18 protein-coding genes are annotated in these 24,309 nt (G+C 58.7%); 15 read left to right on the top strand and 3 right to left on the bottom strand.

From position 1 onward, the window contains the following. Positions 1-20 precede the first annotated feature (20 nt). The gene (locus AFK63_RS15715; RefSeq protein ID WP_038865220.1) at positions 21-338 is read left to right on the top strand and encodes a glucose PTS transporter subunit EIIB; all 318 of its coding nucleotides are present in this window, start codon (positions 21-23) and stop codon (positions 336-338) included. A gap of 64 nt (positions 339-402) precedes the next feature. On the opposite strand, the gene AFK63_RS21425 is transcribed toward AFK63_RS15715, so the two are convergent. Together AFK63_RS21425 and AFK63_RS15710 are read right to left on the bottom strand one after the other, a co-directional pair. Further along, positions 403-552 (bottom strand): hypothetical protein, encoded by a 150-nt coding sequence (locus AFK63_RS21425; RefSeq protein WP_155884336.1) that lies wholly within the window; start codon positions 550-552, stop codon positions 403-405. After that, positions 546-1,814, bottom strand: a complete 1,269-nt coding sequence (locus tag AFK63_RS15710) for a maltoporin (RefSeq protein WP_038865218.1) — start codon at positions 1,812-1,814, stop codon at positions 546-548. The genes AFK63_RS21425 and AFK63_RS15710 overlap by 7 nt, the downstream gene beginning before the upstream one ends. Before the next feature lie 272 nt (positions 1,815-2,086). Here AFK63_RS15710 and AFK63_RS15705 point away from each other — a divergent pair, with 272 nt between their 5' ends. The 4 genes from AFK63_RS15705 (at position 2,087) to AFK63_RS15690 (ending at position 5,898) form a co-directional block, all read left to right on the top strand. Next, on the top strand, positions 2,087-3,160 hold the full coding sequence (locus tag AFK63_RS15705) for a LacI family DNA-binding transcriptional regulator (RefSeq protein WP_038865216.1): 1,074 nt from the start codon (positions 2,087-2,089) through the stop codon (positions 3,158-3,160). Between the two features lie 137 nt (positions 3,161-3,297). Then, positions 3,298-3,768 (top strand): MarR family winged helix-turn-helix transcriptional regulator, encoded by a 471-nt coding sequence (locus tag AFK63_RS15700; RefSeq protein ID WP_038865214.1) that lies wholly within the window; start codon positions 3,298-3,300, stop codon positions 3,766-3,768. 2 nt (positions 3,769-3,770) lie between these two features. Continuing rightward, complete coding sequence (locus AFK63_RS15695) at positions 3,771-4,838, top strand: HlyD family secretion protein (protein WP_038865212.1); 1,068 nt, start codon at positions 3,771-3,773, stop codon at positions 4,836-4,838. Then, positions 4,828-5,898 carry a DUF2955 domain-containing protein gene (locus tag AFK63_RS15690; protein WP_038865210.1) on the top strand — a complete coding sequence of 357 codons (1,071 nt, stop codon included), beginning with the start codon at positions 4,828-4,830 and terminating at the stop codon, positions 5,896-5,898. The genes AFK63_RS15695 and AFK63_RS15690 overlap by 11 nt, the downstream gene beginning before the upstream one ends. A gap of 46 nt (positions 5,899-5,944) precedes the next feature. Here AFK63_RS15690 and AFK63_RS15685 read toward each other — a convergent pair whose 3' ends face one another. Continuing rightward, positions 5,945-6,967, bottom strand: coding sequence for a LacI family DNA-binding transcriptional regulator (locus AFK63_RS15685; protein WP_038865208.1), 1,023 nt, complete (start codon positions 6,965-6,967; stop codon positions 5,945-5,947). 310 nt (positions 6,968-7,277) lie between these two features. On the opposite strand from AFK63_RS15685, the gene ascF reads away from it, so the two are divergent. The 10 genes from ascF to AFK63_RS15635 all read left to right on the top strand — a co-directional run bounded on the left by ascF (position 7,278) and on the right by AFK63_RS15635 (position 24,306). Next, the gene (gene ascF / locus AFK63_RS15680) at positions 7,278-8,741 is read left to right on the top strand and encodes a PTS cellobiose/arbutin/salicin transporter subunit IIBC (RefSeq protein WP_038865206.1); all 1,464 of its coding nucleotides are present in this window, start codon (positions 7,278-7,280) and stop codon (positions 8,739-8,741) included. Between the two features lie 13 nt (positions 8,742-8,754). Further along, positions 8,755-10,185 (top strand): 6-phospho-beta-glucosidase, encoded by a 1,431-nt coding sequence (locus AFK63_RS15675; RefSeq protein WP_038865204.1) that lies wholly within the window; start codon positions 8,755-8,757, stop codon positions 10,183-10,185. A gap of 236 nt (positions 10,186-10,421) precedes the next feature. Continuing rightward, positions 10,422-11,690, top strand: a complete 1,269-nt coding sequence (gene codB / locus AFK63_RS15670; RefSeq protein WP_038865202.1) for a cytosine permease — start codon at positions 10,422-10,424, stop codon at positions 11,688-11,690. Then, positions 11,687-12,916, top strand: coding sequence for a PucR family transcriptional regulator (locus AFK63_RS15665; RefSeq protein ID WP_038865200.1), 1,230 nt, complete (start codon positions 11,687-11,689; stop codon positions 12,914-12,916). Before codB ends, AFK63_RS15665 begins: the two co-directional genes overlap by 4 nt. Continuing rightward, positions 12,913-14,148 (top strand): cytosine deaminase, encoded by a 1,236-nt coding sequence (gene codA / locus AFK63_RS15660; RefSeq protein WP_038865198.1) that lies wholly within the window; start codon positions 12,913-12,915, stop codon positions 14,146-14,148. The genes AFK63_RS15665 and codA overlap by 4 nt, the downstream gene beginning before the upstream one ends. A gap of 649 nt (positions 14,149-14,797) precedes the next feature. Beyond that, positions 14,798-17,845 (top strand): autotransporter serine protease, encoded by a 3,048-nt coding sequence (locus AFK63_RS15655; RefSeq protein ID WP_038865196.1) that lies wholly within the window; start codon positions 14,798-14,800, stop codon positions 17,843-17,845. Positions 17,846-17,994: 149 nt separating this feature from the next. Next, complete coding sequence (locus tag AFK63_RS15650) at positions 17,995-19,194, top strand: hypothetical protein (protein ID WP_038865194.1); 1,200 nt, start codon at positions 17,995-17,997, stop codon at positions 19,192-19,194. Positions 19,195-19,490: 296 nt separating this feature from the next. Continuing rightward, a complete protein-coding gene (gene tsr, locus AFK63_RS15645; RefSeq protein WP_038865192.1) occupies positions 19,491-21,158 on the top strand; it encodes a methyl-accepting chemotaxis protein in 1,668 nt (555 codons plus the stop codon). 225 nt (positions 21,159-21,383) lie between these two features. Further along, complete coding sequence (locus tag AFK63_RS15640) at positions 21,384-23,171, top strand: sensor domain-containing diguanylate cyclase (protein WP_038865190.1); 1,788 nt, start codon at positions 21,384-21,386, stop codon at positions 23,169-23,171. A gap of 175 nt (positions 23,172-23,346) precedes the next feature. Beyond that, on the top strand, positions 23,347-24,306 hold the full coding sequence (locus tag AFK63_RS15635; RefSeq protein WP_038865188.1) for a sensor domain-containing diguanylate cyclase: 960 nt from the start codon (positions 23,347-23,349) through the stop codon (positions 24,304-24,306). The last annotated feature ends 3 nt before the right edge of the window (positions 24,307-24,309 follow it).

The following is a 24,309-nucleotide window of genomic DNA, read 5'->3' as shown; positions in this document are numbered from 1 at the left end:
TGCCTGAACAAGGAGCCGCTATGGTTAGCCTGAAATCGTTTCTTCACCACGTTACCCGCCCGCAGCCCGCCAGCACGATTGCCTTAAGCGACGAGGAGCGAAAGCAAATCGCGCGCCTGGTGGCGGATTTCGGCGGGCAGGACAATATCGACAGCGTTGACGCCTGCATGACGCGCCTGCGCGTAAAGGTAAAGGATTTAACCCGCGTCGATTCGCAGGCCTTACAGGACGAAGGGGCGCTGGGCGTGATTATTCTCGGTCAGGAGGTGCACGCGATTTTCGGCAAGCAGTCTGACGCGCTGCGAAAACTGCTGGATGAGCGCTTTACGGGCAGGTAAAAAAAGCGGGATAACCCTGCATAAAAGGTTATCCCGCAAAAGGCAACGAGGGTGCATCAGCGGCTTACGCCTTGATGGATGTGCCAGACTTCTCAGAGATACAACGCTTGTCCTGCATTACCGCAGTAAACAGCGCCTGGCGACGGCGGTTTCGGGCCGCTGCCGCCTGCGCTACCTGACGCGCGGTTAGCGTCAGGAGACAACGACTTACCACCAGGCCTCCACCTGAACGCCGAAGTTCCAGGTATCGTCAGCGGTGCCGTCCTGCAACGATTTGCCGTTCTGCGAATCGTTCAGATAAGAGGCGAATACGCGCAGTTCCGGGCGCGACATGAAATCCGGGCCGTCGGCGAGACCCAGCGCGACCGTGTATTTTTCGCCGCTCTGTTTGAAATCCGTGCCGTTGTTGTAGGTCTCTTTCTGCCAGAACCCGCCCACTTCCCCGATGAGACGCACGTACTGGGTAAACTGATACTGGCCGCGGCCCACCAGCGAGAAGAGACGGGATTTATCGGTCGTGGCGGTGATGTCGTCCGCCGAGCCCCAGGTCAGGACATGGTTAAAGGAGAACTTGTCGGTGATCGGGATAAGGCCCGTGTTGATCACGCGATACCCGCTGGCGTCATTGACATAGTTCCACATGTCATACCAGCCGCCGCCCTGAGACACCATATTCTGCGCAAGCCCTTTGTTGGCGTACTGCAACACCAGTTTGTTATAGCCGCCGAGCATGTCCTGGCTGATTTCGCCGGTCAGCATCACGCCGTTATCGGCTTCATAGAGACCGCCGTACTCTTTCTGTTTGTCGGTCGGGTTGGGCATCGCGTAATCAATACCGAACTCTGTCCAGGCGCCCGCCCATGGCTTCCAGCCCGCATAACGCAGATCGAGGTAGTTGATGTTGACGTCGTTATCGCCGTCCACGCGGTAGTCGAGATCGTTAGCGTCACCGCGGATCCAGGCGAATGAGACGGCACCCGGCCCGACGGTGTAGTTTTCAATCCCCGCGCCGGAGCCGGAGATGTTCCAGTATTTGGTATCGATGATGTGCAGATCGTGGCGCTGATAGTAGCGTTTACCGCCCCAGATCACGGCGTTCGGATCGCCCGGGACAAGCCCTTTGATTTGCAGGTTTAACTGACGCAGGCCAAACTCGGCATCGTCATTCAGCGTGCTTTCATTATCATTGGAGCCGTCAGACACCATGCTGACCATACTGTCGACATAGAAACTGACTTCGTCTTTTTTATACACTTCGGAGCCCAGCTCCACTTCGCCGTAGGTGTCGGTTTCGTTACCGAGACGCCCCAGCTTATTTTTCTGCCACTCTTCCTGGCCGCCGTCTTGCGAGACGCCCACGCCGCCACGCAAATAGCCATGAAAATCAATAGGTACAGAGGATGAGGCTGCCATCAGGCAGGGTGAAGTCAGCGCGGCGGCTAACGCAACGGCCACTGTGCGTAGCGTAGTGTTCATAGTAACCTCTTTTATTGTTTTGTATTACGTTCACATAACCGCAGCCATAAAACGCCTTTACGAAATATCAGGCAAATTTGATCTTAATTAATTGTGACTCAGTGCAAAGAAATCAGGCTATTTTGTAACGAACGGTGATGTTTCTCACGAGTTTTATGTATTGTGAACGTAGTACTTATTGCAGCGTAAGGATAACGAGGATTTGTGCAGAAAAGGTTTTTCCGGCTGGCCCCTGTTACAATCAGCCCAGCCCACGAAAAAGGAACCGGAAGATGAAGTCTAAAAGCGCCACACTGGAAGATGTCGCCCGCCATGCGGGGGTTTCCTACCAGACGGTGTCCCGTGTACTGAATAAGTCGGCGAATGTCTCTGAAGCCACGCGCCGCAAGGTCGAAGAGGCGATCGCTCATTTGCGTTACGTGCCAAACCGGCTGGCGCAGCAACTGGTCGGCAAGCAGAGTATGACGCTCGGGCTGGTAACCACGTCGCTGGCGCTGCATGCGCCTTCGCAGGTGGCTGCGGCGGTGAAACGTTACGCAAATCTGGATGGCTACCAGGTGTTGATCTCAATGATTGATGAGAACGTCAGCCAGGGAATTCAGGATTCTATCAACGAGCTCAAGTCACAGCTGGTGGATAAGGTTATCATTAACGTGCCGCTGGAGACCGAGGAAGCCGAGAAAATCGCCGCTGAGAACGACGACATTTTGTGCCTTTTTCTGGATGTGGACCCGTACAGCTCTGTGTTTAACGTCTCTTTTAATCCGGCTGATGGCACGCGCGCGAGCGTGAAGTATTTATACGAACTCGGGCATCGCGATATCGCGCTGCTGGCTGGCCCGGAGCACTCGGTCTCCGCGCGCCTGCGTCTGAAAAGCTGGCTTGAAACGCTGGAAAGCTACGGCTTAAAACCGGTCACGGTGCTGCACGGCAACTGGGATGCCCGGAGTGGTTACGCGGGCGCGCTGCAAATGCTGCGCGAGGCGCCGCATTTTACCGCCGTGCTGGTGGCGAACGATCAGATGGCGCTCGGCGTGCTGAGCGCCTTTCACCAGCAGCAGCTCTCTATTCCAGGCCAGAAATCGGTGATTGGCTACGATGACACTTATGAAAGCTCGTTTTTCTACCCGGCGCTGACGACCGTATCGCTCGATCTCGATATGCAGGGCAAAGAGGCGGTGCGCCGTCTGCTGGAGGCGAGCGAAAGCGACGTCTCAAGGCTCTCATCGATCCTGCCCGCGCGGCTGGTTATCCGCCACTCGACGGGCCCGCGTGCGGACGACACGCCGGATATGCGTAAAATCGCCGATGAACTGCGGCTTATCGCAAGCCGTCTTAGCCAGTAACCCTGCCGGTTTTTCGGGCCGCCTGCCCCGCACGGCGGCCCGCGCGTTTCGCAATCCATGCCTTTTCCCCGCCCGTTTCTTGATACTTACCCTGATAAGTATTAATTTGCCCTCCCGCTGACTGAAGGGAGCCTCCGATGACTGAAGATGAACGCTTCGCCCGCCGTCCGATGGGCATGCGCATGGCGATGATTGTCCGCCAGTGGCGCGCGATTATCGACAATGCCATTACCGACACCGGCCTGACGCAATCGGGCTGGACGGTGCTGATGCAGCTTGATCAACAGGGGGATAACATTTCGGTCAGCGAACTGGCGCAGGTGCAGGGCATTGAGCTGCCGCCGTTGATGCGCACGCTGGCATGCCTTGAAAGTAAAGGCTATCTGGCGCGTAGCACGTCGCCGTACGACAAACGCATTCGCCTGTTGTCGCTCACCGAAGAAGGCAGGGCGGTGCTCGCCACGCTAAACGCGGTGATTGCGCGTTACCAGGCGCGCGTGTCGCAAAATATTCCCGCGCAGGATATGGACATCTTCAGCGAAACGTTAAATCACATCGCGCGTAATCTGCGAACGATCCGCGAAGAAGACCTCGATAACACACAATAATTATGATGACTCCGGAACAAAAATTTGCCCGCTGGGTAAGGGTAAGTATTGCCACTTTCCTGGCGATGTTTGTGTACTTTATCCTCGCCGATATCTGGATCCCGCTGACGCCGGATTCCACCGTGATGCGCGTCGTGACGCCGGTCTCCTCGCGCGTGTCGGGCTATGTGGCGGCAGTGCATGTCGCCAATAACAGCCACGTGAAGAAAGGCGATCTGCTGTTTGAACTCGACGCCTCGCCGTTCGCCAACCGCGTCGAGGCGGCGGAAATCGCCCTGCGTCAGGCGAAACTCGCCAACAGTCAGCTTGATGCGCAAATCGTCGCCGCCAGGGCGAACCTCAATACCGCCCGTCTGACGGCCCGCAACGATAAAGTCACCTTTGACCGCTATCAGCGCCTGAGCGCGCTGCAAAACGTCTCGCAGCAGGATCTTGATAAAGTGCGCACCACCTGGCAGACCAGCGAACAGGCGGTGGCGCAGCTTGAGGCGAAAATCAGCGAGCTGACCATCGAGCGCGGCGAGCGCGATGATGAGCGCAACGTCACGCTGCAAAAATACCGTAACGCGCTGCAGGACGCGCAGCTGAATCTCGGCTGGACGCAGATCCGCGCCGAGGCCGACGGCACCGTCAGTAACCTGCAGTTAAGCCCCGGCTGGTACGCCGCCGCCGGTACGCCCGCGCTGGCGCTGGTGAGCGAACAGACGGACATCGTCGCTGACTTTCGTGAAAAAAGCCTGCGCCATACCCATGCCGGGACGGATGCCGCCGTGGTGTTCGACGCGCTGCCGGGGCAGGTGTTTCACGCTCATGTGACCAGCCATGACGCCGGGATACTGGCAGGGCAGGAGGCAGTCAATGGTCAACTGTCTCAGCCGGAGGAGTCGAACCGCTGGGTGCGCGACGCACGCCGTATGCGCATTCACGTGGCGCTCGACGAGCCGTTGCCGCAGCCGCTGCCGACCGGCGCACGCGCCACGGTACAGCTCTACAACAGCGAAGGCCCGTTCGCCCGTTTCTTCTCCGGGCTGCAAATTCACCTGATAAGCCTGCTGCATTATGTCTATTAATACGCTGGCGCGGGTTTTTACGCCGCACGGCAACATTGTCTACACGGCGAATGATTTTCGCCAGACGCTGCGCATCATGGCGGCGGGCGTCACGGCGCTCAGTATTTCAAGCTTTTACAACACCAGTTACGGCGTTTTTTTCGTTATCTACCCAATCATGCTGCTGTCGCTGGTGCCCGTTTTCAACCGCCACGTCGCGAAACAGTTTATCTTCAGCGCGGCCCTGAACTGCGTCGAAATGGTGATTATCGTCGGCTACCTTTCGCAATGGCCGGTGATTATGACGGCCGTGGTTTTTTTGCTTTACGTGATGCGTTTTCGCTTTATGAGCAAAGGACCGCTGTTTCTTTTCGGTTCAATGGGCGTGGTCTGTCAGAGCGTAATGCTCAACTTTATGAGCTACCCGACCAGCGACTGGCACACGCTGCTGTTTTCCAACATGGAAGCGAGCGTGATGGCCGTGGGCTTAAGCGCGCTGATGCATTATCTGCTGCCGGACGTGGAGCCGCGTAAGCCGCCGCCGCTGATTGAAAAAGACGCCGCGCGGGTGCGCCATGAATATCTGCTCTCCGGCACGGTGGCGACGCTGAATTTTGTCGTGTTTCAGATGGCGGACCTGAGCGATTCGCTCTCGGCGCTGATGGCGGGCATTCTGATCCTGTTCCCCATGCACTATCGCGGCGCGGTGTTAAGCTCGCTGTGGCGCGTGGTGGGCGTGGTGATTGGCTGTCTTTACGTGCTGCTGGTCCAGCTGGTGCTTTACGATCACAGCAGCCATATGGTGCTGATGATGCCGCTTATCGCGCTCGGTTTTGCGTTCAGCGCCCGACTGCACGTGATGGAAAAGGTCGGCGCGGGCGTCGGCTTCGCCAGCATCACCACGCTCGGCATTATGTTCGGTCAGAATCTGCATCCCGACACCGATCTGGTCTTCAGCGATCTCTATCGCATCAGCTCCGTCACCGTGTCGCTGCTGATAACCCTCACGATGGTGTTTTTAGTGCACCTCATCTTAAACCGCTTCGCCGCCACCCGTTACGTGGTGAAAAGCGAGCCGTAAGGCGACCAGGTATTCCGCCGCGCGGGCGGCGGGGTGCCGGTGCCGGTTATTTGTGGTCAGAGTAAGGCCCGTTGCCTACGGAATCACGCAGGATAAGCTCAGAAACAAACAGGTTGTCGCGCGAGAGGTAGCCACCGTCGAGCATAGAAATCAGCCGATTTATCGTTTCGTGAACCATATCGGTTACCGGATCTTTCACGCTTGCGAGCGCCGGGCTTAAAAACGGCGCGGTCGGGCTGTTGTCGAAACCTATCAGCGACACCTGTCGCGGTACGTTAAGGCCCGCGTCGGTCAGCGCTTTCAGCGCGCCAACGGCCATATCGTCATTGCTGGCGACAACCGCGCTGAAGGCCACGCCCCGCTCCAGCAGGTTTTTTATTGCCGCAGCGCCGCTCGCGGGCGTCCATTTCCCTTCTGACACCAGCGACGGCGCAGGCGTGATGCCGTGCTGGCGCAGCGCCTCTTTGTAACCCGCCAGACGTTCCAGCGCAGTAGGGGAATCCGGTGAGCCAGTAATAAACGCGATATCGCGATGTCCGCGCGCAATCAGCGCGCTGGTGGCGTTAAGGCTGGCGCCTTTGTGGTCGCAGCAGACGCAGTGACTCTGGTGTTTACGCAGTTTGCGGTTCACCACCATCACCGGCTGGCGGGTCTGGCTGATGATGTCATCAATCTCATCGACGCCGAGAAAGCGCGGGTAGAGGATAATGGCGTCGCAGCGCAGATCGAGCAGAAACTCAATGGCGTCGCGCTCTTCGCGGGCGCTGTGCTTACCATCCACCAGAATCAGCTGACGGCCATTTTCTTCGAGCTTTTTCGCCGCGCGGGAGAGGATTTCGCTAAAGTAGCTGCCGCTGTACAGCGTGTTGGTAACGACCATCCCGATGCACTGGGATTTGTTGGTGGCAAGGTTGCGCGCCAGCAGGTTTGGGCGGTAGCCGGTCGCTTCAATGGCGTCGAACACCTGTTTGCGCGTCTCTTCGCTCACATACCCTTTGCCAGACAGCACGCGAGAAACGGTGGCCTTTGACACGCCCGCTTTTTTGGCCACTTCCTGCATTGTCGACATCTTCTCCCTCCGGCTCGGCTTAAGTGCCGCACATTCTACACATTTCCCGCCAACGCGGCAGGACATGGCGCACGCTTGCGCCGGTTTCATGGCGATCTGCATCACAGATTTTAAAGCTCAATAAAATTTCAGTTGATCTGTTTTATTCATGCAATCACTCTAATGTGGAACCGGTTACCTATTACATCATCCTGCCAGCGCAACGGGGCGTTTAACGCCATATTGGCTGGCAAGTACCTGAATTTAAAATAATAAACGCGCAGGGGCGGGTGTTGCGCCACGGCGTGTGATAACAAGAGATTTCACCATCATGTCAAAGAATTATGTGGCGCTGGCGCGCTCGATAGTCGATGCGATTGGCGGTGGCGGTAACGTGGCGGCTGTCACGCACTGCATGACGCGCCTGCGTTTTGTGCTTAATGATGACAACGCGGTCGATACCGCGCGCCTGAAAACGATCCCCGGCGTGCTGGGCGTGGTACGTAACGATAACCAGTGTCAGGTCATCGTCGGCAATACCGTTTCCCAGGCGTATGCAGAAGTCCTGAAGCTGCTGCCGGAAGGCGCGCGGGTCGAGCGCGCGCTGCCGCGCAACGACAAAATCACGCTGCGGCGCATCGGCGCGGGCATTCTTGACGCGCTGATAGGCACCATGTCGCCGTTGATCCCGGCTATCATCGGCGGCTCAATGGTGAAACTGCTGGCGATGGTGCTGGAGATGTCGGGCGTGGTGGAGAAGGGCGCTCCGACGCTGACCATTCTTAACGTCATCGGCGACGGCGCGTTTTTCTTCCTGCCGATTATGGTGGCCGCCTCCGCCGCCGTGAAGTTCAAAACCAATATGTCGCTCGCTATCGCCATCGCGGGCGTGCTGGTGCATCCAAACTTCGTCGACCTGATGGCCAAAGCCGCGCAAGGCCAACCCGTCGATTTCATTGGCATTCCGGTCACGGCGGTAAAATATACCTATACCGTGATCCCGGCGCTCTGCATGACCTGGATACTCTCTTATATTGAACGTTGGGTGGACAAAATCACGCCAGCGGTGACCAAGAACTTCCTGAAGCCGATGCTGATCGTGCTTATCGCCTCGCCCATCGCCATTATGTTGATAGGCCCCATTGGGATCTGGATTGGCAGCGGCATTTCGTCGGTGGTGTACACCATCCATGACTATCTGGGCTGGCTGTCGGTGGCGATCATGGGCGCACTCTGGCCGCTTCTGGTGATGACCGGCATGCACCGCGTGTTTACGCCGACCATCATCCAGACCATCGCGGAAACCGGCAAAGAGGGCATGGTAATGCCGTCGGAAATCGGGGCCAATCTGTCGCTCGGCGGCTCATCGCTGGCGGTGGCGTGGCGCACCCGCAACCCGGAACTGCGCCAGACGGCGCTTGCCGCGGCGGCCTCCGCGATTGTGGCGGGCATCTCCGAGCCTGCGCTTTATGGCGTGGCGGTGCGGCTGAAGCGTCCGCTGGTAGCGAGCCTTATCAGCGGCTTTATCTGTGGCGCGGTCGCCGGTCTTGCGGGGCTCGCCAGCCATTCAATGGCGGCGCCGGGGCTTTTTACCAGCGTGCAGTTCTTTGATCCGGCGAATCCGATGACGATTGTCTGGGTCTTCGGCGTGATGGCGCTGGCGGTGGTGCTGTCGTTCATCCTGACGCTGATGCTGGGCTTTGAGGATATTCCTGTCGAAGAGGCGCAGCCCGCCCGCGACAACGCGCAGCCTGCCGCATTCACCCCGCAGGCGCCCGCAGTAAAAACGAATTAAACAGAGGATGCGTATGGACAACAACACTTTTCCCGATGGATTTTTATGGGGCGGCGCCATTGCGGCAAACCAGGCCGAAGGCGCCTGGCGCGAGGGCGGCAAAGGGCCGACGACGGTAGATATGCTGCCGCATGGTCCGAATCGTCTGGCGGTGAAACTCGGGCAGGATAAGCGCTTTGAGTGGCGCGACGAGGAGTTTTATCCAGGCCACGAGGCGATCGATTTTTACCATCGCTATAAAGAAGATATCGCGCTGATGGCCGAGATGGGCTTTACGGTATTCCGTACTTCCATCGCCTGGAGCCGCCTCTTCCCGAACGGCGACGAACAGACGCCGAACGAAGAGGGCATCGCCTTCTACCGCGCGCTGTTCAGCGAGTGCAAAAAGTACAACATTGAGCCGCTGGTGACGCTCTGCCACTTCGACGTGCCGATGCATCTGGTAAAAGAGTATGGCTCCTGGCGCAGCCGCAAGATGGTGGAGTTTTTCACCCGCTACGCGCGCACCTGCTTTGAAGCCTTTGACGGGCTGGTAAAGTACTGGCTCACCTTTAACGAGATTAACATCCTGCTGCACAGCCCGTTCTCAGGCGCGGGTCTGGTGTTTGAACCGGGCGAAAACCAGGAGCAGGTAAAATATCAGGCTGCGCACCATGAGCTTATCGCCAGCGCCATCGCTACCCGCATCGCCCATGAGGTGAACCCGCAAAACCAGGTCGGCTGCATGCTGGCGGGCGGTAACTTCTACCCTTACTCCTGCAAGCCGGAAGATGTCTGGGCGGCGCTGGAGAAAGACAGGGAAAACCTGTTTTTCATCGACGTGCAGGCGCGCGGGGCATACCCGGCGTACACGCAACGTCTGTTCCGCGAAAAAGGCATCGTGATTGAAAAAGCGCCGGAAGATGACGAGATCCTCAAAGATACCGTTGATTTCGTCTCTTTTAGCTATTACGCCTCACGCTGCGCCTCGGCGGATATGAACAGCCAGGTCACCAGCGCGGCGAATATCGTTAAATCGCTGAAAAACCCTTATATCGAAGCCAGCGAATGGGGCTGGGGCATCGATCCGCTGGGGTTGCGCATCACCATGAACATGATGTACGACCGCTACCAGAAGCCGCTTTTCCTGGTGGAAAACGGCCTCGGCGCGAAAGACGCCTTTAACGAACACGGTGAAATCGAAGACGACTATCGCATCAGCTACCTGCGCGAGCATATCATGGCGATGCGCGAAGCCATCGAAGACGGCATTCCGGTGATGGGCTACACCACCTGGGGCTGCATCGATCTGGTTTCTGCCTCCACGGGCGAAATGAGCAAGCGCTACGGTTTTGTCTGGGTGGATCGCGACGACCAGGGCCGCGGCACGCTGGAGCGCAAACGCAAGAAATCGTTCTGGTGGTACAAGAAAGTGATCGCCAGCAACGGCGCCGATCTCGACTGATCTTAAGCATCATCGCCACGCGCGGCGTCTTTCGGGGCGGCGCGCGTTTTTTTATCTCCCGCCCGTGGTGCAGGGCGCGACACTCTGCACAATTACGGGGCGTATGGCTCCCGTTTCCCGCCGCAATATGTGCATGCTGCACACCGTTTTGTAGCCGTTCTGCCCGACAATTTCTGGCACATAACTTGCTCAATCCCTGCGCAATCGCGTTTTTACTTTTTCGCAGAGGACACGTTATGTCAGCGAACACCGAATTCCCGTTAAGCGAGGCGCCCGCCGCCGGGCGCAAGGGCCTGCTTTCCATCTCAATGGTGCTGTTCAGCTTTACCTTTTTCACCGGCACGATGTTCGCAGGCGGCAAGCTGGGCGTCGCCTTTCCTGTCGTCGAGATGCTCTGGATAGCCGTTATCGGCAACCTCCTGCTGGCGCTCTACGCGGCAGCGCTCGGCTGTATAGCCGCCCGCAGCGGGCTTAACACCGTGCTGATGGGCCGCTTCTGCTTTGGCGAAATGGGCAGCAAACTCTCTGATTTCCTGCTCGGCTTCGCGGAGCTGGGATGGTATGCCTGGGGCACCGCCACGGTCGCTATCACGCTGGTGAAACTGCTCGCGCTGCCGGAGTGGATCACGACGCCGCTGATGGTGTTTTTCGGCCTGGCCTTCTGCGTAACCGCGCTGGTGGGCTACCGCGGGCTGGATCTGCTTTCGCGCGTCTCGGTGCCGCTGATGTTTATTCTGCTGGTGGTCTCAATGTGGATGGCGACCCGCCACGCAGGCGGCTGGCAGGGGATGCAGAGCATCGCGCCGACCCAGACGCTGGGCTGGTCGGCGGCGATCACGATGGTCTTCGGCACCTTCGCAAGCGGTGCGACCCAGGCCACCAACTGGACGCGCCTGGCGCGCAGCAGTGGCACCGCCATTACCGGCAGCCTGATAAGCTTTCTGCTCGGCAATGGGCTGATGGTGGTGGCAGGCGCGTGGTGCGCGGTGGTTTATCAGCAGGCGGATATCGTGGCGGTGATGATATTACAGGGGCTGTCGGTGGCGGCGGTGATTATGCTGTGCCTCAACCTGTGGACCATCCAGGGGCCGACGATTTATAACGTTTCCGCCGCCGCCTGCCATCTGCTGCGCAGCGAGCGCCGCCGCACGCTGACCGTCGCCAGCGCGGGCATTGGCATTCTGCTCGCCATCGGCGGCATGTATGAAATGCTCATCCCGTTCCTGGTGCTGCTTGGCAGTATTATTCCGCCGGTCGGCGGGGTGATTATCGCTGACTACTGGTTCCACCGCCGCGGGCGCTACCCGGCGCTGCGCGAGGCTCACCTGCCGCGTTTCAACTACGCCGGGCTTGCCGCCTATGCGCTTGGCGCGCTGACGGCGTACTTTTCGCCGTGGATAGCGCCGCTGGTGGGCATCGCCGTCTCGGCGGCGAGTTATCTGGTGCTGGCGCGTCTCACACGTAAGGCGAATGCAGGCCGTGCGATGGCGGAGCCGCAGCCGTGAGCCTGACGGTGCGCGAGATCCTGGCGCTGGAGGGGCTTAACGCGTTGCGCCTGCGGGCGGGCGACGCGGGGCTGCATCGCCCGGTGCGCTGGTATTACGTGGCGGAGAATGAGGGCATCGCCGAATGGGTGATGGGCGGCGAGCTGGTGTTTATCACCGGTATCAACCACCCGCGCGATGAAGCAAACCTTCTGCGGCTGCTTGAAGAGGGAAAACAGAGCGGCATCGCGGGCATGGTTATCCTTACCGGCGAGGCGTTTATTCATACCATTCCGCCTGCGGTTATCGCGCTGGCGCAAACGCTCGGCATTGCGCTTATCGAACAGCCCTACCACCTGAAAATGGTGATTGTCACCGAGCTTATCGGCACCGCGCTGGTGCGCCGTGAAACAGAGCTGCGCTCGCGACGGGATATTCTCCAGCAGCTCCTGACTGGCGATTACCCGGATCTCGCGCTGCTCGGCCAGCGCGCCCAGCACCAGCAGCTCGATATCGCGGCCAGCGTGCGGGTGGTGGCGCTACGGCTGCATGGCGCGCCCGCGCTGTTTCAGAAACTGCCCGCAGGCCAGGCCGAAGGCGCGCTGCAACAGGCCAGACGGCAGGCGCGCCAGCAGCTTGAGGCGGCCTTAAGCCAGCGTCGCAATCCCTGGCCGCTGCTGGAAGTGGGCGAGCGGCTGATCCTGCTGCTGCCGGACGGCGACGATTTCAGCGCGCAGCAGGCGTGGCTGAAGGAGTGGCTCGACGCGCGCCGGTTTCCCGCGCCGCTGGCGCTGCTGGGCGGTATCTCCGGCCCGGTATCCGCGCCGCAGCAGTACGCACGGGCGCTGTCCCAGGCGCGCAAGGCGCTGGATATCGCCGAAAGCCTGCAACCCCGCCAGCGTCTGTGCGACTATCAACAGCTCGGGTTTATCCGGCTGCTGTCGGCCATTAACGATCCCGGGTTGCTTAATGACTTTTTCCAGCAGACGCTCGGCGCGCTGGTGGAGCCGGGGCGCAAATCGCCGTCGCTGCTGCTTGAAACGCTCGATGCGGTGCTTCAGGAAAACAGTAATCTTATTAAAGCCGCCCGACGGCTGAATATTCATCGCAATACGCTGCACCAGCGCCTGCAACGGATTGAGAAACAGACCGGCTACCCGGTCGATAACCCCCAGTTCCGGCTGAACGCCTCGGCCGCGCTGGTTATCTGGCGCATGTCGCAGTCTCATTTACAGGAGCCGTTATGAATATCGTTAATGCCCGTTTACGCCGCCGCGAAGGCTGGTTCACGCTCGTGCTGGAGGGCGGCCTCATCAACGCCATCACGCCGCAGACGGCAATGCAGGCGCCCCGTGAGGGCGACCTCGACGCGCAGGGCGGGCTTGTTATTCCGCCCCTGGTGGAACCGCATATTCATCTGGACGCCACCCTGACGGCGGGCGAGCCGGAATGGAACATGAGCGGCACGCTGTTTGAAGGCATCGAGCGCTGGGGCCAGCGCAAGGCCACCATCACCCATGAAGACACCAAACGCCGCGCGCATACGACCATCGGTATGCTGCGCGACCACGGGATCCAGCATGTACGCACCCATGTGGATGTGACTGACCCGACGCTTGCCGCGCTGAAGGCGATGCTGGAGGTAAAAGAAGAGGCGCGCGCGCTGATTGATCTGCAAATCGTCGCGTTCCCGCAGGAGGGCATCGAGTCGTTTCCGCAGGGCCGGGCGCTGATGGAACAGGCCGTGGAGATGGGCGCGGACGTAATAGGCGGCATTCCGCATTTTGAAAATACCCGCGAGCAGGGCGTCAGCTCGGTGAAATTTCTGATGGATCTCGCCGAGCGTACCGGTTGCCTGGTGGATGTGCATTGCGATGAAACCGACGATGCGCAGTCGCGCTTTCTCGAAGTGCTGGCCGAAGAAACACGGGTGCGCGGCATGGGCGCGCGCGTGACGGCGAGCCACACGGTGGCGATGGGTTCTTACGACAACGCGTATTGCTCAAAACTCTTTCGCCTGCTGAAGCGCGCAGGGTTGAGCTTTGTCTCCTGCCCGACCGAAAGCATTCATTTGCAGGGGCGTTTTGATACCTGGCCGAAACGGCGCGGCGTGACGCGCGTGGCGGAGCTGGATCGCGCCGGCATGAACGTCTGTTTCGGCCAGGATTCGATTAAAGATCCGTGGTATCCGCTCGGCAACGGCAACATCCTGCGCGTGCTCGACGCCGGGCTGCATATTTGCCACATGATGGGCTATGAGGATTTGCAGCGCAGCCTGGATTTTGTCACTGACAACAGCGCGCGGGCGCTTAACCTCGGCGACAACTATGGCATCGGCGAAGGCCGTCCGGCGAATCTGGTGGTGCTGGATGCCCCGGATGATTACGAAGTGGTGCGCCGCCAGGCCAAAGCGCGCTATTCGGTGCGTCACGGCGAGGTTATTCTGCGCCGCGAGCCGGAGACGCTGCGCTATTCGTGACTCGCCCTGCGTGACGACGGTTATTTCACCAGCGCCTGCGGGCGCTTTTTTTATAGCTGGCCGGCGATACTGCGGGAAATAAACACACGCTGATTATTTTTCGTGCGTTTTTGAGAAACATCCTAAAAGCGAAAAAATGCGCCATAGGCTTTTTTAATTTTTATTTATACATAATTGAGAAATACGTCGGAAATATTATGTCAGGGACTTTCCGGTTTTTATGTTTGCCATCCTGTATTATTATATTGCTTATAGTTTACTAATGGTAATCTATTAATATATCACTGTTTTTATTCGCGACGCGGAAATAAGCGAAGCGGTAAATTCCCTTTTACGCGACAACGTTATTATCTGCGCGCTGTTTTAACGCCATGAATCGACAGAATCGATAGAAAAATAATATGACGCAGGTCACTTTTTTAAATTTTCTGCGCTTTTTACGGGGCTGGCGAAAATAAATAAATTCTGCTTAACCTTTATATCCGCGACGGCCCCGGTGGCCGCGCGTCATACCTATGACTATAAGGGCTGGCACGTCTGGCCCCTTGCAAACTAACAATGGACGGTCTCTGGGATGATCAACAGAAGCAGAGCAGTGGAACCTGTTCAGGCGGGATATTCGCCTGCACGGGGCGGGCGTCGTATTCGCATGAGCGCGGTGGCGATAGCCTTAGGCCTGGCCGGTATCGGGCAGGCGGCGGCCAGTAATTATATCGAGCAGGGTAAAGCGGGCGACGCCGCGAGCTGGCGCAGCAGCGAATATAATGCCGAATGGGGCCTCGGCGCGATCCACGCTGATGAAGCTTACGCGGCGGGATATACCGGCAAAGGGATTAAGCTCGGTATTTTCGATCAGCCGGTATACGCGTTACACCCCGAATTCTCCGGCGCCAATAAAGTCATTAACCTGGTGACGGAAGGTATTCGTGAATATACCGACCCCTATATCCCGGTGAAAAAGGGCGATGCCTTCCGCTATGACGGTACGCCGTCTGTGGATTCCGACGGCGAACTGGGCGCGCACGGCACCCACGTCGGCGGCATCGCGGCAGGCAGCCGCGACGGCGGAGCGATGCATGGCGTGGCATTTAACGCCCAGATAATCAGCGCCGAGAACGGCGACCCCGGCCCGGAAGACGGCATTATTCTCGGCAATGACGGCGCGGTGTACGAGGCGGGCTGGCATGCGCTGATGGACAGCGGCGCGCGCATCATCAACAACAGCTGGGGCATCGGTATTACCGAGAAATTCGATCAGGGCGGGAAAGATCCGGCCTATCCGCACTTCACCGTCGCTGACGCGCAGGCGCAGTTCGATCAGATAAAACAGATCCTCGGCACCAAACCAGGCGGCGCGTATCAGGGCGCCATCGACGCGGCCCGCAGCGGCATCGTCACCATTTTCGCCGCCGGTAATGACTACAACCTCAACAACCCCGATGCGATAGCAGGCCTGGCGTACTTCGTGCCGGATATTGCGCCGAACTGGCTGACGGTGGCGAGCGTGATGAAAGATCCGGCTTCCGCCAACAGCATTCCTTACACCCTCAGCACGTTCTCTTCGCGCTGCGGCTACACCGCGAGTTTCTGCGTCTCGGCGCCGGGCAGCCGTATCTACAGCTCGGTGATTGAAGGCACCAGCCCTGAGACGCTGACTACCGACTACGCCAACTACAGCGGCACCTCGATGGCCGCGCCGCATGTGGCGGGCAGCGTGGCGGTGCTGATGGAGCGCTTCCCATACATGACCGGCGAGCAAATCGCCCAGGTGCTGAAAACCACCACGGTGGATATGGGCGATCCGGGCATTGACGCGCTGTACGGCTGGGGGATGATCGATCTCAGCAAGGCGATTCATGGGCCGGGCATGTTTTATACCGTGGAAGATATTCCTGAAGAATTCCGCGTGCCGGATCCGGACGGCGTCGCCTACGGCTCGTCGCAGTTTATCGCCGATATCCCCGGCATCGGCGAAGAAGTCGAAGCGGGCACCAACCTGGCGCGCACCTGTAACGATATTCAGTGCGCGATGGATCTGTGGTCGAACGATATCTCCGGCCACGGCGGCCTGACCAAGCAGGGCGCGGGCGCGCTGTGGCTGACCGGCGCGAGCACATACACCGGCCCGACGCTGGTGAACGATGGCCTGCTGGTGGTCAATGGCTCCCTGACCTCTGACGTGACCGTACAGCAGCAGGGCGTGCTGGCGGGTAACGGGACGGTCGGCTCGCTGACGGCGGCGCGCGGCGGGACTGTCGCGCCGGGCAACTCCATCGGCACGCTGAACGTCAATGGCGATGTAACCTTCCAGCCGGGCTCGCGCTACGCGGTGGAAGTCTCGCCGGACGGGCGCAGCGACGTGATTAACGCCACTGGCGCTATTGCGCTGAACGGCGGCGAAGTGGCGGTCTCGCTTGAGAACAGCAGCAATCTGCTAAGCCAGGCGGAAGTGCGCAGCCTGCTGGGCCAGCAGTACAACATTTTGTCGGCAACCAACGGCGTGACCGGTCAGTTCGACACCGTGGCGCCGGATTATCTGTTCCTCGGCACCTCGCTGGGCTACGCGGGCGGGCAGGTGACGCTGGATGTGGCGCGTAACGACACCGCGTTTGCCAGCGTGGCAGATACGGCCAACGGCCGCGCTGTCGCCGGCGCGCTGGAAACGCTCGGCGCAGGCAATCCGGTGTACGAGAGCCTTCTCGCCACCGGTTCGGTCGCGCAGGCGCGTCAGGCGTTCCGCCAGCTCGGCGGGCAGATCCATGCGGATATCGCCTCGGCGCAAATTAATGACAGCCGCTATCTGCGCGATACGCTTAACGAGCGTCTGCGTCAGGCGGAAGGGCTGACCAGCGTCTCGCCGGTGGCGGCGGATGACGGCGGTGCGTGGGCGAAGCTGCTGGGCGCGTGGGATCACGCCTCCGGCGATGAGAACGCCACCGGGTATCAGGCTTCCACGTACGGCGTGCTGCTGGGGCTGGATTCCGCTTACGCCGACGACTGGCGCATGGGCGTCGCGACCGGCTATACCCGCACGTCGCTGGACGGCGGCTACGGCGCGAACGCGGACAGCGATAACTACCATCTGGCGGTCTATGGCGGCAAACAGCTTGGCGAACTGGCCCTGCGCGCAGGAGCGGGCTACACCTGGCACCGCTTCGACACCAGCCGCTCGGTGCGCTACGGCGCGCAGTCGGATCACGCCGACGCGAAATATAACGCCCGTACCGAGCAGTTCTTCGCGGAAGCGGGTTATCAACTGGCGGCGGGGATGGTTAGCGTTGAGCCGTTCGCTAACGTCTCTTACGTGAACTTTGAAAACAACCGCATCAACGAGCAGGGCGGGGCAACGGCGCTGCGTGCCGACAAACAGCACACCGACGCGACGTTCTCCACGCTCGGCCTGCGTTCGGGCCTGGAGTGGGACGCCACCGCCGAAACGACCGTGGCGCTGCGCGGCGAAGTGGGCTGGCAGCACCAGTATGGCGAGCTCGATCGCGCCACCGGCCTGAAATTCCAGGGCAGCAGCACGCCGTTTGTGACCAACAGCGTGTCGGCATCGCGCGACGGCACCGTGCTGAAAGCGAGCGCCGACGTGGCGCTGAACCGCAACGCGCATCTGTCGCTCGGCTACAGCGGGTTGATTTCAGAGAACTATCAGGACAACAGCGTCAACGCGGGCTTTAGCTGGAACTTCTGATAAACCGGCATCTTTGCGGTAATGAATAAAGGCGCCCTCCGTGGCGCCTTTATTATTAACGGCGGGCAGCACTGGCCGCCGTTATTATTTCCGGGAATGTTTTCCGGTATATTGGCCGCTAACGATACGGTTGTTAAAGGAACAAAGAGATGAGCACGGAGAGTGACAAGATAAAAGCGCTGGTGAAGCAAGTCAGTAAATATTTCGTCGCGTTATTACCTTATTCAACCCTGTTGTCTGGCGCGATTATCTGGAGTTATCTGGTCAGTATCGGACGTCTCGATCTTCTGATGGGCGCGTTTTCCTTTAATATCGGCCTGATCTCGCTGCTGGTCTCCGCCGCCGCGTTTTCACTGGCGACAGCGCTTACGCTGGTTCTGCCCAGCGCGATTTTACTGGCGCATCGCGAAGTGAACCCCGGCGACCCTGAGCAGCCGTTTAATAAAAAGCTGCCCTGGATCTGCTTTGCCGTCTCGTTTGTTTACCTGACGCTGGTTTTCCTGCCGCATACCACGCTTGTGAAAAAACTGACCGGCCAATATGACTTTAGCGTTCAGAAAGTGCTTATCCTTACAGTTATCACCGCGACCTTACTGGTGATTTATTTTAATACCGGGTTTCTTTTGCGCACGCTGAAACCTGGCAAATGGCAGAGAGTCTGGTTGATATTAATGTGGCTGGGATTAATCATCGCCAATACGCTTTTTATCCTGTTACCTGCTCTGTCTGTATCCATACCTGCGGGTTTTCTTATTCACTCCAGCCGCGGCGAAGGCTCCTGGGCTATGGTTTTCGCCTGGGTATTTATCAGCCTGTTCGCCTTTCTGGCGTTTTTGCCGGCCATTGTGCATTACTCGCATAAAGGCGGCGAGCACAAGAGCGGCGGGGCCATTAAAAAATTTTTAGTGACGGCTTGTGCAGCGGTGGTCTTTATCGTCCTGCTGTTTCCTACCGTCTGGAGCACATTGGTTTATGGCTCGCTGGTCTCCATTGGGCTGGTGGACCCACAACCGCACTACTACCGGGTCGATGACGAGAGATTTTCAACGGCGATGTTTCCCGAAGCGGTCTGGCACACACAGGAGATGCCGGGCCGTGATGAGAAAGCCTTCTTTATCCACGGAGTGAACCTGTTTTCGACTGGCAGCGTGGAGCTTATCTGCCCTGTTTATATTGTGAAGCTGCGCGCGCGTGCGACGGCGCGCGATTACGCAAATTTCGTGCCCGGCAATAATGAAGCCTCGGTACGCTATTTTCGCCAGATGATGAAAGGCTGCCTCACCTTTGAAACCGGCGAGATCCGCCGGTGGGATACGCTGTTTGACGCGAACGGTTCGATAAAAAAATAAATAAATGCTTTGTGAAACAGGCGATTTGCCTGTTTCACTCTTTTCGCTCCACTTTCGAGCAAACGGCTGACGCTTTGCACTTAAGCGCTATTTCGTGATGCTGAAGTCGGAAATTAAGCTGTGCTTAATTTGTTTTCCTCAAAGTCACAATATGACCTGCGTCACACACTGCGTATTTATGGTGCTTTCCCCACCAAAATTAGTACAAAAATCGGCCTTTTAGGGCGCTTATCTATATAAAGTTTTTGGGGGTAATGCCGAAACTCTCTCCATCTGTCGTATCGGGAAGAGAAACCATGTTAAACCGCATAAAAGTTGTAACCAGTTTGCTGTTTGTTCTGGCCCTGTTTGGCCTGCTGCAAATGGCTTCGGGTGGCCTGTTCTTTAACGCCATTAAAAGTGACAAGGAAAATTTTACGGTTCTGCAAACCATTCGCCAGCAGCAGTCCACGCTGAACGGCAGCTGGGTTGCGCTGATTCAGACCCGTAATACCTTAAACCGCGCCGGCATCCGCTACATGATGGACGCCAGCAACATGGGCAGCGGCGCGACGGTGCAGGATCTGATGCAGATAGCCAGCACCTCGCTGAAGCAGGCGGAAACGCACTGGGCGGATTATCAGGCCCTGCCGCGCGACCCGCGCCAGAGCGAAGAGTACGCGCAGGAAATTAAGCGTAACTACGACATCTACCACGGCGCACTGGCGGAGCTTATCCAGCTGCTCGGCGCCGGGAAAATCAACGAATTTTTCGACCAGCCGACCCAGAAATACCAGGACGGTTTCGAGAAAGCCTATACCACCTACATGGCGCAGAATGACCGCCTGTATGAGCTGGCAGTGGAAGACAGCAACAGCTCCTACAGCATGGCTATCTGGATCCTGGTTGGCGTGCTGGCCGTAGTGCTGGGCGTGATTGTCTGCGTCTGGTTCGGGATTCAGAACACGCTTATCACGCCGCTTAACCGTCTGATTGACAGTATTCGCCATATCGCGAGCGGCGATCTGGCGCGCCAGATTGAAGTGGACGGCACCAACGAAATGGGCCAGCTGGCCGCCAGCATTAAACATATGCAGGGCGAACTGGTGCGCACCGTGGGTGAAGTGCGTAACGGCGCGGACGCGATTTACAGCGGCGCCAGCGAAATCTCCGCCGGTAACAACGATCTCTCTTCCCGTACCGAAGAGCAGGCGGCGTCTCTGGAAGAGACCGCCGCCAGCATGGAAGAGCTGACCGCGACCGTGAAACAGAACGCCGAAAACGCCCGTCAGGCGAGCCAGCTGGCGTTAAGCGCGTCGGAAACCGCCCAGAAAGGCGGCAAAGTGGTGGACAACGTGGTGCAGACGATGCGCGATATCGCCGGCAGCTCCCAGAAGATTGCCGATATCACGAGCGTGATTGACGGCATCGCCTTCCAGACCAACATCCTGGCGCTGAACGCGGCGGTAGAAGCGGCGCGTGCCGGTGAACAGGGCCGCGGCTTCGCCGTAGTGGCCGGTGAAGTTCGTAACCTGGCGCAGCGCAGCGCGCAGGCGGCAAAAGAGATTAAGGGGCTTATCGAAGACTCCGTAAGCAAAGTGGACGTGGGCTCGACGCTGGTGGAAAGCGCAGGTGAGACCATGGGCGAGATCGTGAGCGCCGTTACCCGCGTGACCGACATCATGGGTGAAATCGCTTCTGCTTCTGACGAGCAGAGCCGCGGTATCGACCAGGTGGGCCTGGCCGTCGCCGAGATGGACCGTGTAACCCAGCAGAACGCCTCGCTGGTAGAGCAGTCGGCCGCCGCCGCCGCCGCACTGGAAGAGCAGGCGAGCCGCCTGACGCAGTCTGTCGCGGTGTTCCGCATCAGCCAGGACGCGCGCGAAAAGCCGCGTGAGGTCAGCCCGGTGCTGGCAAGCGTCGCGCCGGTCGCGCCGCGTAAGCCGGTGGTCGCGCAGGGCAGCGATAACTGGGAAACGTTCTAAGCGTTTTCGGGTAACAGGCCCCCGTCGCTCTCGCGGCGGGGGCTTTTTTTATGGCGTCGATTTTTATCGGCGTCAGGCGCGTAGCCCTTTCGATTCATTTATATAAAGAATCGATTAACAGTCTCTATAATTTATCTGTTCAGACCGAGGATAAAACCGACGCGATCCTGGCAGTGCCCGCCGCGCGGTAACGACTGACATGCTTTACAACCAACAGGATCTTTTGTGCGCATCGCAACGATTACCAACTTTGCCTATGGCGTGACGGTCGCGCTGACTCTCGCCTCCGGCGTGGTGCTGATGATGGCTTCCGGCGCTGATAAGGAGGAGCGGGCGGCTGTGCGGCAAAGCGCGGTATTCGACAGGCTGACGGAAGAGATTGAAAAGGAAGTCTACTCCCTGACTGAGATTGCCCGCCTCTACGCGGTGACCCGCCAGGCGGAAGATCTACAGGCATGGAAAGATAAGCTGGCGACGGCGACCCGCGATGAAAATCAGCTGGCGTCATTGCAGGATGTCGGGGCCACGCTTGAAGAGATTGAGCATTTACGCCAGGGCCTGGCTCAGGCGCGCGAGCTGGAAGATGAGCAGCAGGAGGCAATGCAGGCTATCGCCAGTGGCGACAGTCAGCGCGGCATTCATCTGCTTTTCAGCGCAGACTATGAACATCAGCTCAATCAGGTCGATTTTCAGTTCGCGCATTTTCGAAGCCTTCTTGACCAGCGCACCCGCGCCACAATCCAGGCAGCCACCGACGCCTCAATGCGGCTGCGAACGCTCTCCGAAATCATGGTGGCGCTGACCGCATTGCTGTTCCTGTTTGTGCTGGGGTTTGTGCTCAAGCGCCGCATTCTGCAACCGGTGGTGAAGCTGAGCGATGTCGTGAACCGGCTGGCGACGCAGGACTACGCGGTGGAAGCGCCGCTGTTGCAGCAGGTGGATGAAATCGGCGATATGGCGCAGGCGGTGCATATCTTTCGGGAAAATGGTCTTGCGCGTCAGCGACTTGAGCAGGAGCGCGACGCGGACTGGGCCATCCGGCGGCTGCTGTCGCGCATGACCCAGCGATTACAGGGCAGCGAAACGCGCAACGATATTATCGAGCTGACGCGGCTGTTCGCGCCGCAAATCGCGCCGGGGCTGGCGGGCCGGTTGTATGTGCTCGACGCGCACGAAAGCCTGATGACCTGCGTCGCCCGCTGGCTTGACGTCTCCGGCGGCGACGCGGCTTTTACGCCCGACGAGTGCTGGGCGCTGCGCCGCGGACAGATGCACAGTCCTGGCCGTGACCTGGTGGATATTCCCTGTAAACATCTCTCGACATTCGCCGCACCGAAGGCGATCTGCGTGCCGCTGATCGCCCAGAATGAAACCATCGGGCTGCTGTCGTTTGAGAAAATTAATGAAGAGATTGAACCGCCGTATGTCTATCTGGAGCTGATGGCCGAGACGCTGGCGCTGGCGCTGGCGAACCAGAAGCTGCGCGATGAACTGATCGAAAAAGCGATGTACGACTCGCTGACGGGCATGCGCAACCGCTATCACCTGGAAGATGCGCTGCACGCCTGCATCAGCCAGGCGGAGGCGTCCGGCTCGCCAGTGAGCTGTCTGATGATTGATATCGACCACTTTAAAACGCTTAACGACCAGTATGGTCATGACGCGGGCGATACGGCGCTCAAAGAAGTTGCCCGTGTTATTCGGGCCACGCTTAGCGACACGGCGCAGGCGTTTCGCTATGGCGGCGAAGAGTTTCTGGTGCTGCTGCCCGGCATGGGAGAAGCGCAGGCGCACGCGCTGGCGACGCGCATTCTGACGCAGGTCAGCGGGCTGTCGCTGCGTTATAACGGCGCGGAGATTGGCACGGTGTCGGTATCCATTGGTCTCGCCACCTGGCCCGATCACGCGCGCCGTGACAATCTGGTGAAAAACGCCGATATCGCGCTCTATCTCGCCAAAGAGATGGGCCGCTCGCGTATCGTGGTGGCGAACCGGCTGAAACCGAACGCCTGACGACGCAGCCGTTGCCGCACCCGGGGCTTTCCTTCGGGGCGGCGCGCAAACCAGAGTTTTCCGTTTCGTAAACCCGCTGGTTTTCCGCCTATACTCCGTGCTTTGGCAGCATATATTTTCTGGCACACTGGCTTTTCAACAACAGAAGGGCGCTGCCATTGAGCGGAGGTAAACGATGAAATTTCCTGGTATTCCGGAGAACGAAGAAGAGCGACTGAAATCGCTGTATATGATGGATCTGCTCGATACCAGGGATGACGAGCGTTTCGAGCGCCTGACGCGCGTGGCGAAAAAACTCTTTCATGTGCCGGTGGCGCTGATAAGCCTGCTGGATCGCGACCGTCAGTGGCTGCTGGCCTGCCAGGGGCTGAACACGCGCGAGACCACGCGTGACGTGTCATTTTGCGGGCATGCGATTTTGCAGGAGGGGCCGTTTATCGTGAACGACGCCCGTCTTGACGAGCGCTTTCACGACAACCCACTGGTGACCGGCGAGCCGTTTATCCGGTTTTACGCGGGCTACCCGGTGCGTCTGCCGGATGGCGCGGTGGTCGGCACGCTCTGTCTTATCGACGCCACGCCGCGCGATTTTAGCGATGACGATATCGCGAGCCTTAAAGATCTGGCGTTTATCGTAGAGGATGAGTTTCACGTGATCAGTATGGCGATGACAGACAGCCTGACCGGCATTCCCAATCGCCGCGGCTTTTACCGCAGTGGTGAAAAGCGCTTTACCCTGCTGAAAGATAATCCCGAGCCGTTCAGCATCCTCTATTTTGATCTCGATAAGTTTAAGCCTATTAACGATCTGTGGGGCCACGCCGAAGGCGATGAGGTACTGAAAGTGTTCTCAGCGCAGCTGCGCCAGCATCTGGGCCCGAAAGATATCGCCGGACGGTTGGGGGGCGATGAGTTCGCCGTGTTGCTGACCCGCAAGAGCGATGTCCAGCCGTTCCTTGAAAAGCTGCGCGCAAGCCTTGACGCGCATAACCAGCATGCCGGCAAGCCTTATAACATCAACTATTCCTATGGAATGCTCAACCGGGATGACGGCAGGTTTGAGTCGCTGCTGGAGATGATCAAAGAGAGCGACAACGTGATGTATTCCGAGAAACGCAGAAAGCGGCTCGGGTAACGA

It is taken from the genome of Cronobacter muytjensii ATCC 51329 (genome assembly GCF_001277195.1).
Classification (GTDB): Bacteria; Pseudomonadota; Gammaproteobacteria; order Enterobacterales; family Enterobacteriaceae; genus Cronobacter; species Cronobacter muytjensii.
Note: the sequence above shows the minus strand (reverse complement) of the source record. Positions and strands in the feature narration are given on the sequence as shown.

Excerpts from the sequence above, each read along its gene's own strand:
- AFK63_RS15715 (WP_038865220.1), top strand. The coding sequence starts at position 21 with ATGGTTAGCCTGAAATCGTTTCTTCACCACGTTACCCGCCCGCAGCCC.
- AFK63_RS15710 (WP_038865218.1), bottom strand. The coding sequence starts at position 1,814 with ATGAACACTACGCTACGCACAGTGGCCGTTGCGTTAGCCGCCGCGCTG.
- AFK63_RS15705 (WP_038865216.1), top strand. The coding sequence starts at position 2,087 with ATGAAGTCTAAAAGCGCCACACTGGAAGATGTCGCCCGCCATGCGGGG.
- AFK63_RS15700 (WP_038865214.1), top strand. The coding sequence starts at position 3,298 with ATGACTGAAGATGAACGCTTCGCCCGCCGTCCGATGGGCATGCGCATG.
- AFK63_RS15695 (WP_038865212.1), top strand. The coding sequence starts at position 3,771 with ATGATGACTCCGGAACAAAAATTTGCCCGCTGGGTAAGGGTAAGTATT.
- AFK63_RS15690 (WP_038865210.1), top strand. The coding sequence starts at position 4,828 with ATGTCTATTAATACGCTGGCGCGGGTTTTTACGCCGCACGGCAACATT.
- AFK63_RS15685 (WP_038865208.1), bottom strand. The coding sequence starts at position 6,967 with ATGTCGACAATGCAGGAAGTGGCCAAAAAAGCGGGCGTGTCAAAGGCC.
- ascF (WP_038865206.1), top strand. The coding sequence starts at position 7,278 with ATGTCAAAGAATTATGTGGCGCTGGCGCGCTCGATAGTCGATGCGATT.
- AFK63_RS15675 (WP_038865204.1), top strand. The coding sequence starts at position 8,755 with ATGGACAACAACACTTTTCCCGATGGATTTTTATGGGGCGGCGCCATT.
- codB (WP_038865202.1), top strand. The coding sequence starts at position 10,422 with ATGTCAGCGAACACCGAATTCCCGTTAAGCGAGGCGCCCGCCGCCGGG.
- codA (WP_038865198.1), top strand. The coding sequence starts at position 12,913 with ATGAATATCGTTAATGCCCGTTTACGCCGCCGCGAAGGCTGGTTCACG.
- AFK63_RS15655 (WP_038865196.1), top strand. The coding sequence starts at position 14,798 with ATGAGCGCGGTGGCGATAGCCTTAGGCCTGGCCGGTATCGGGCAGGCG.
- AFK63_RS15650 (WP_038865194.1), top strand. The coding sequence starts at position 17,995 with ATGAGCACGGAGAGTGACAAGATAAAAGCGCTGGTGAAGCAAGTCAGT.
- tsr (WP_038865192.1), top strand. The coding sequence starts at position 19,491 with ATGTTAAACCGCATAAAAGTTGTAACCAGTTTGCTGTTTGTTCTGGCC.
- AFK63_RS15635 (WP_038865188.1), top strand. The coding sequence starts at position 23,347 with ATGAAATTTCCTGGTATTCCGGAGAACGAAGAAGAGCGACTGAAATCG.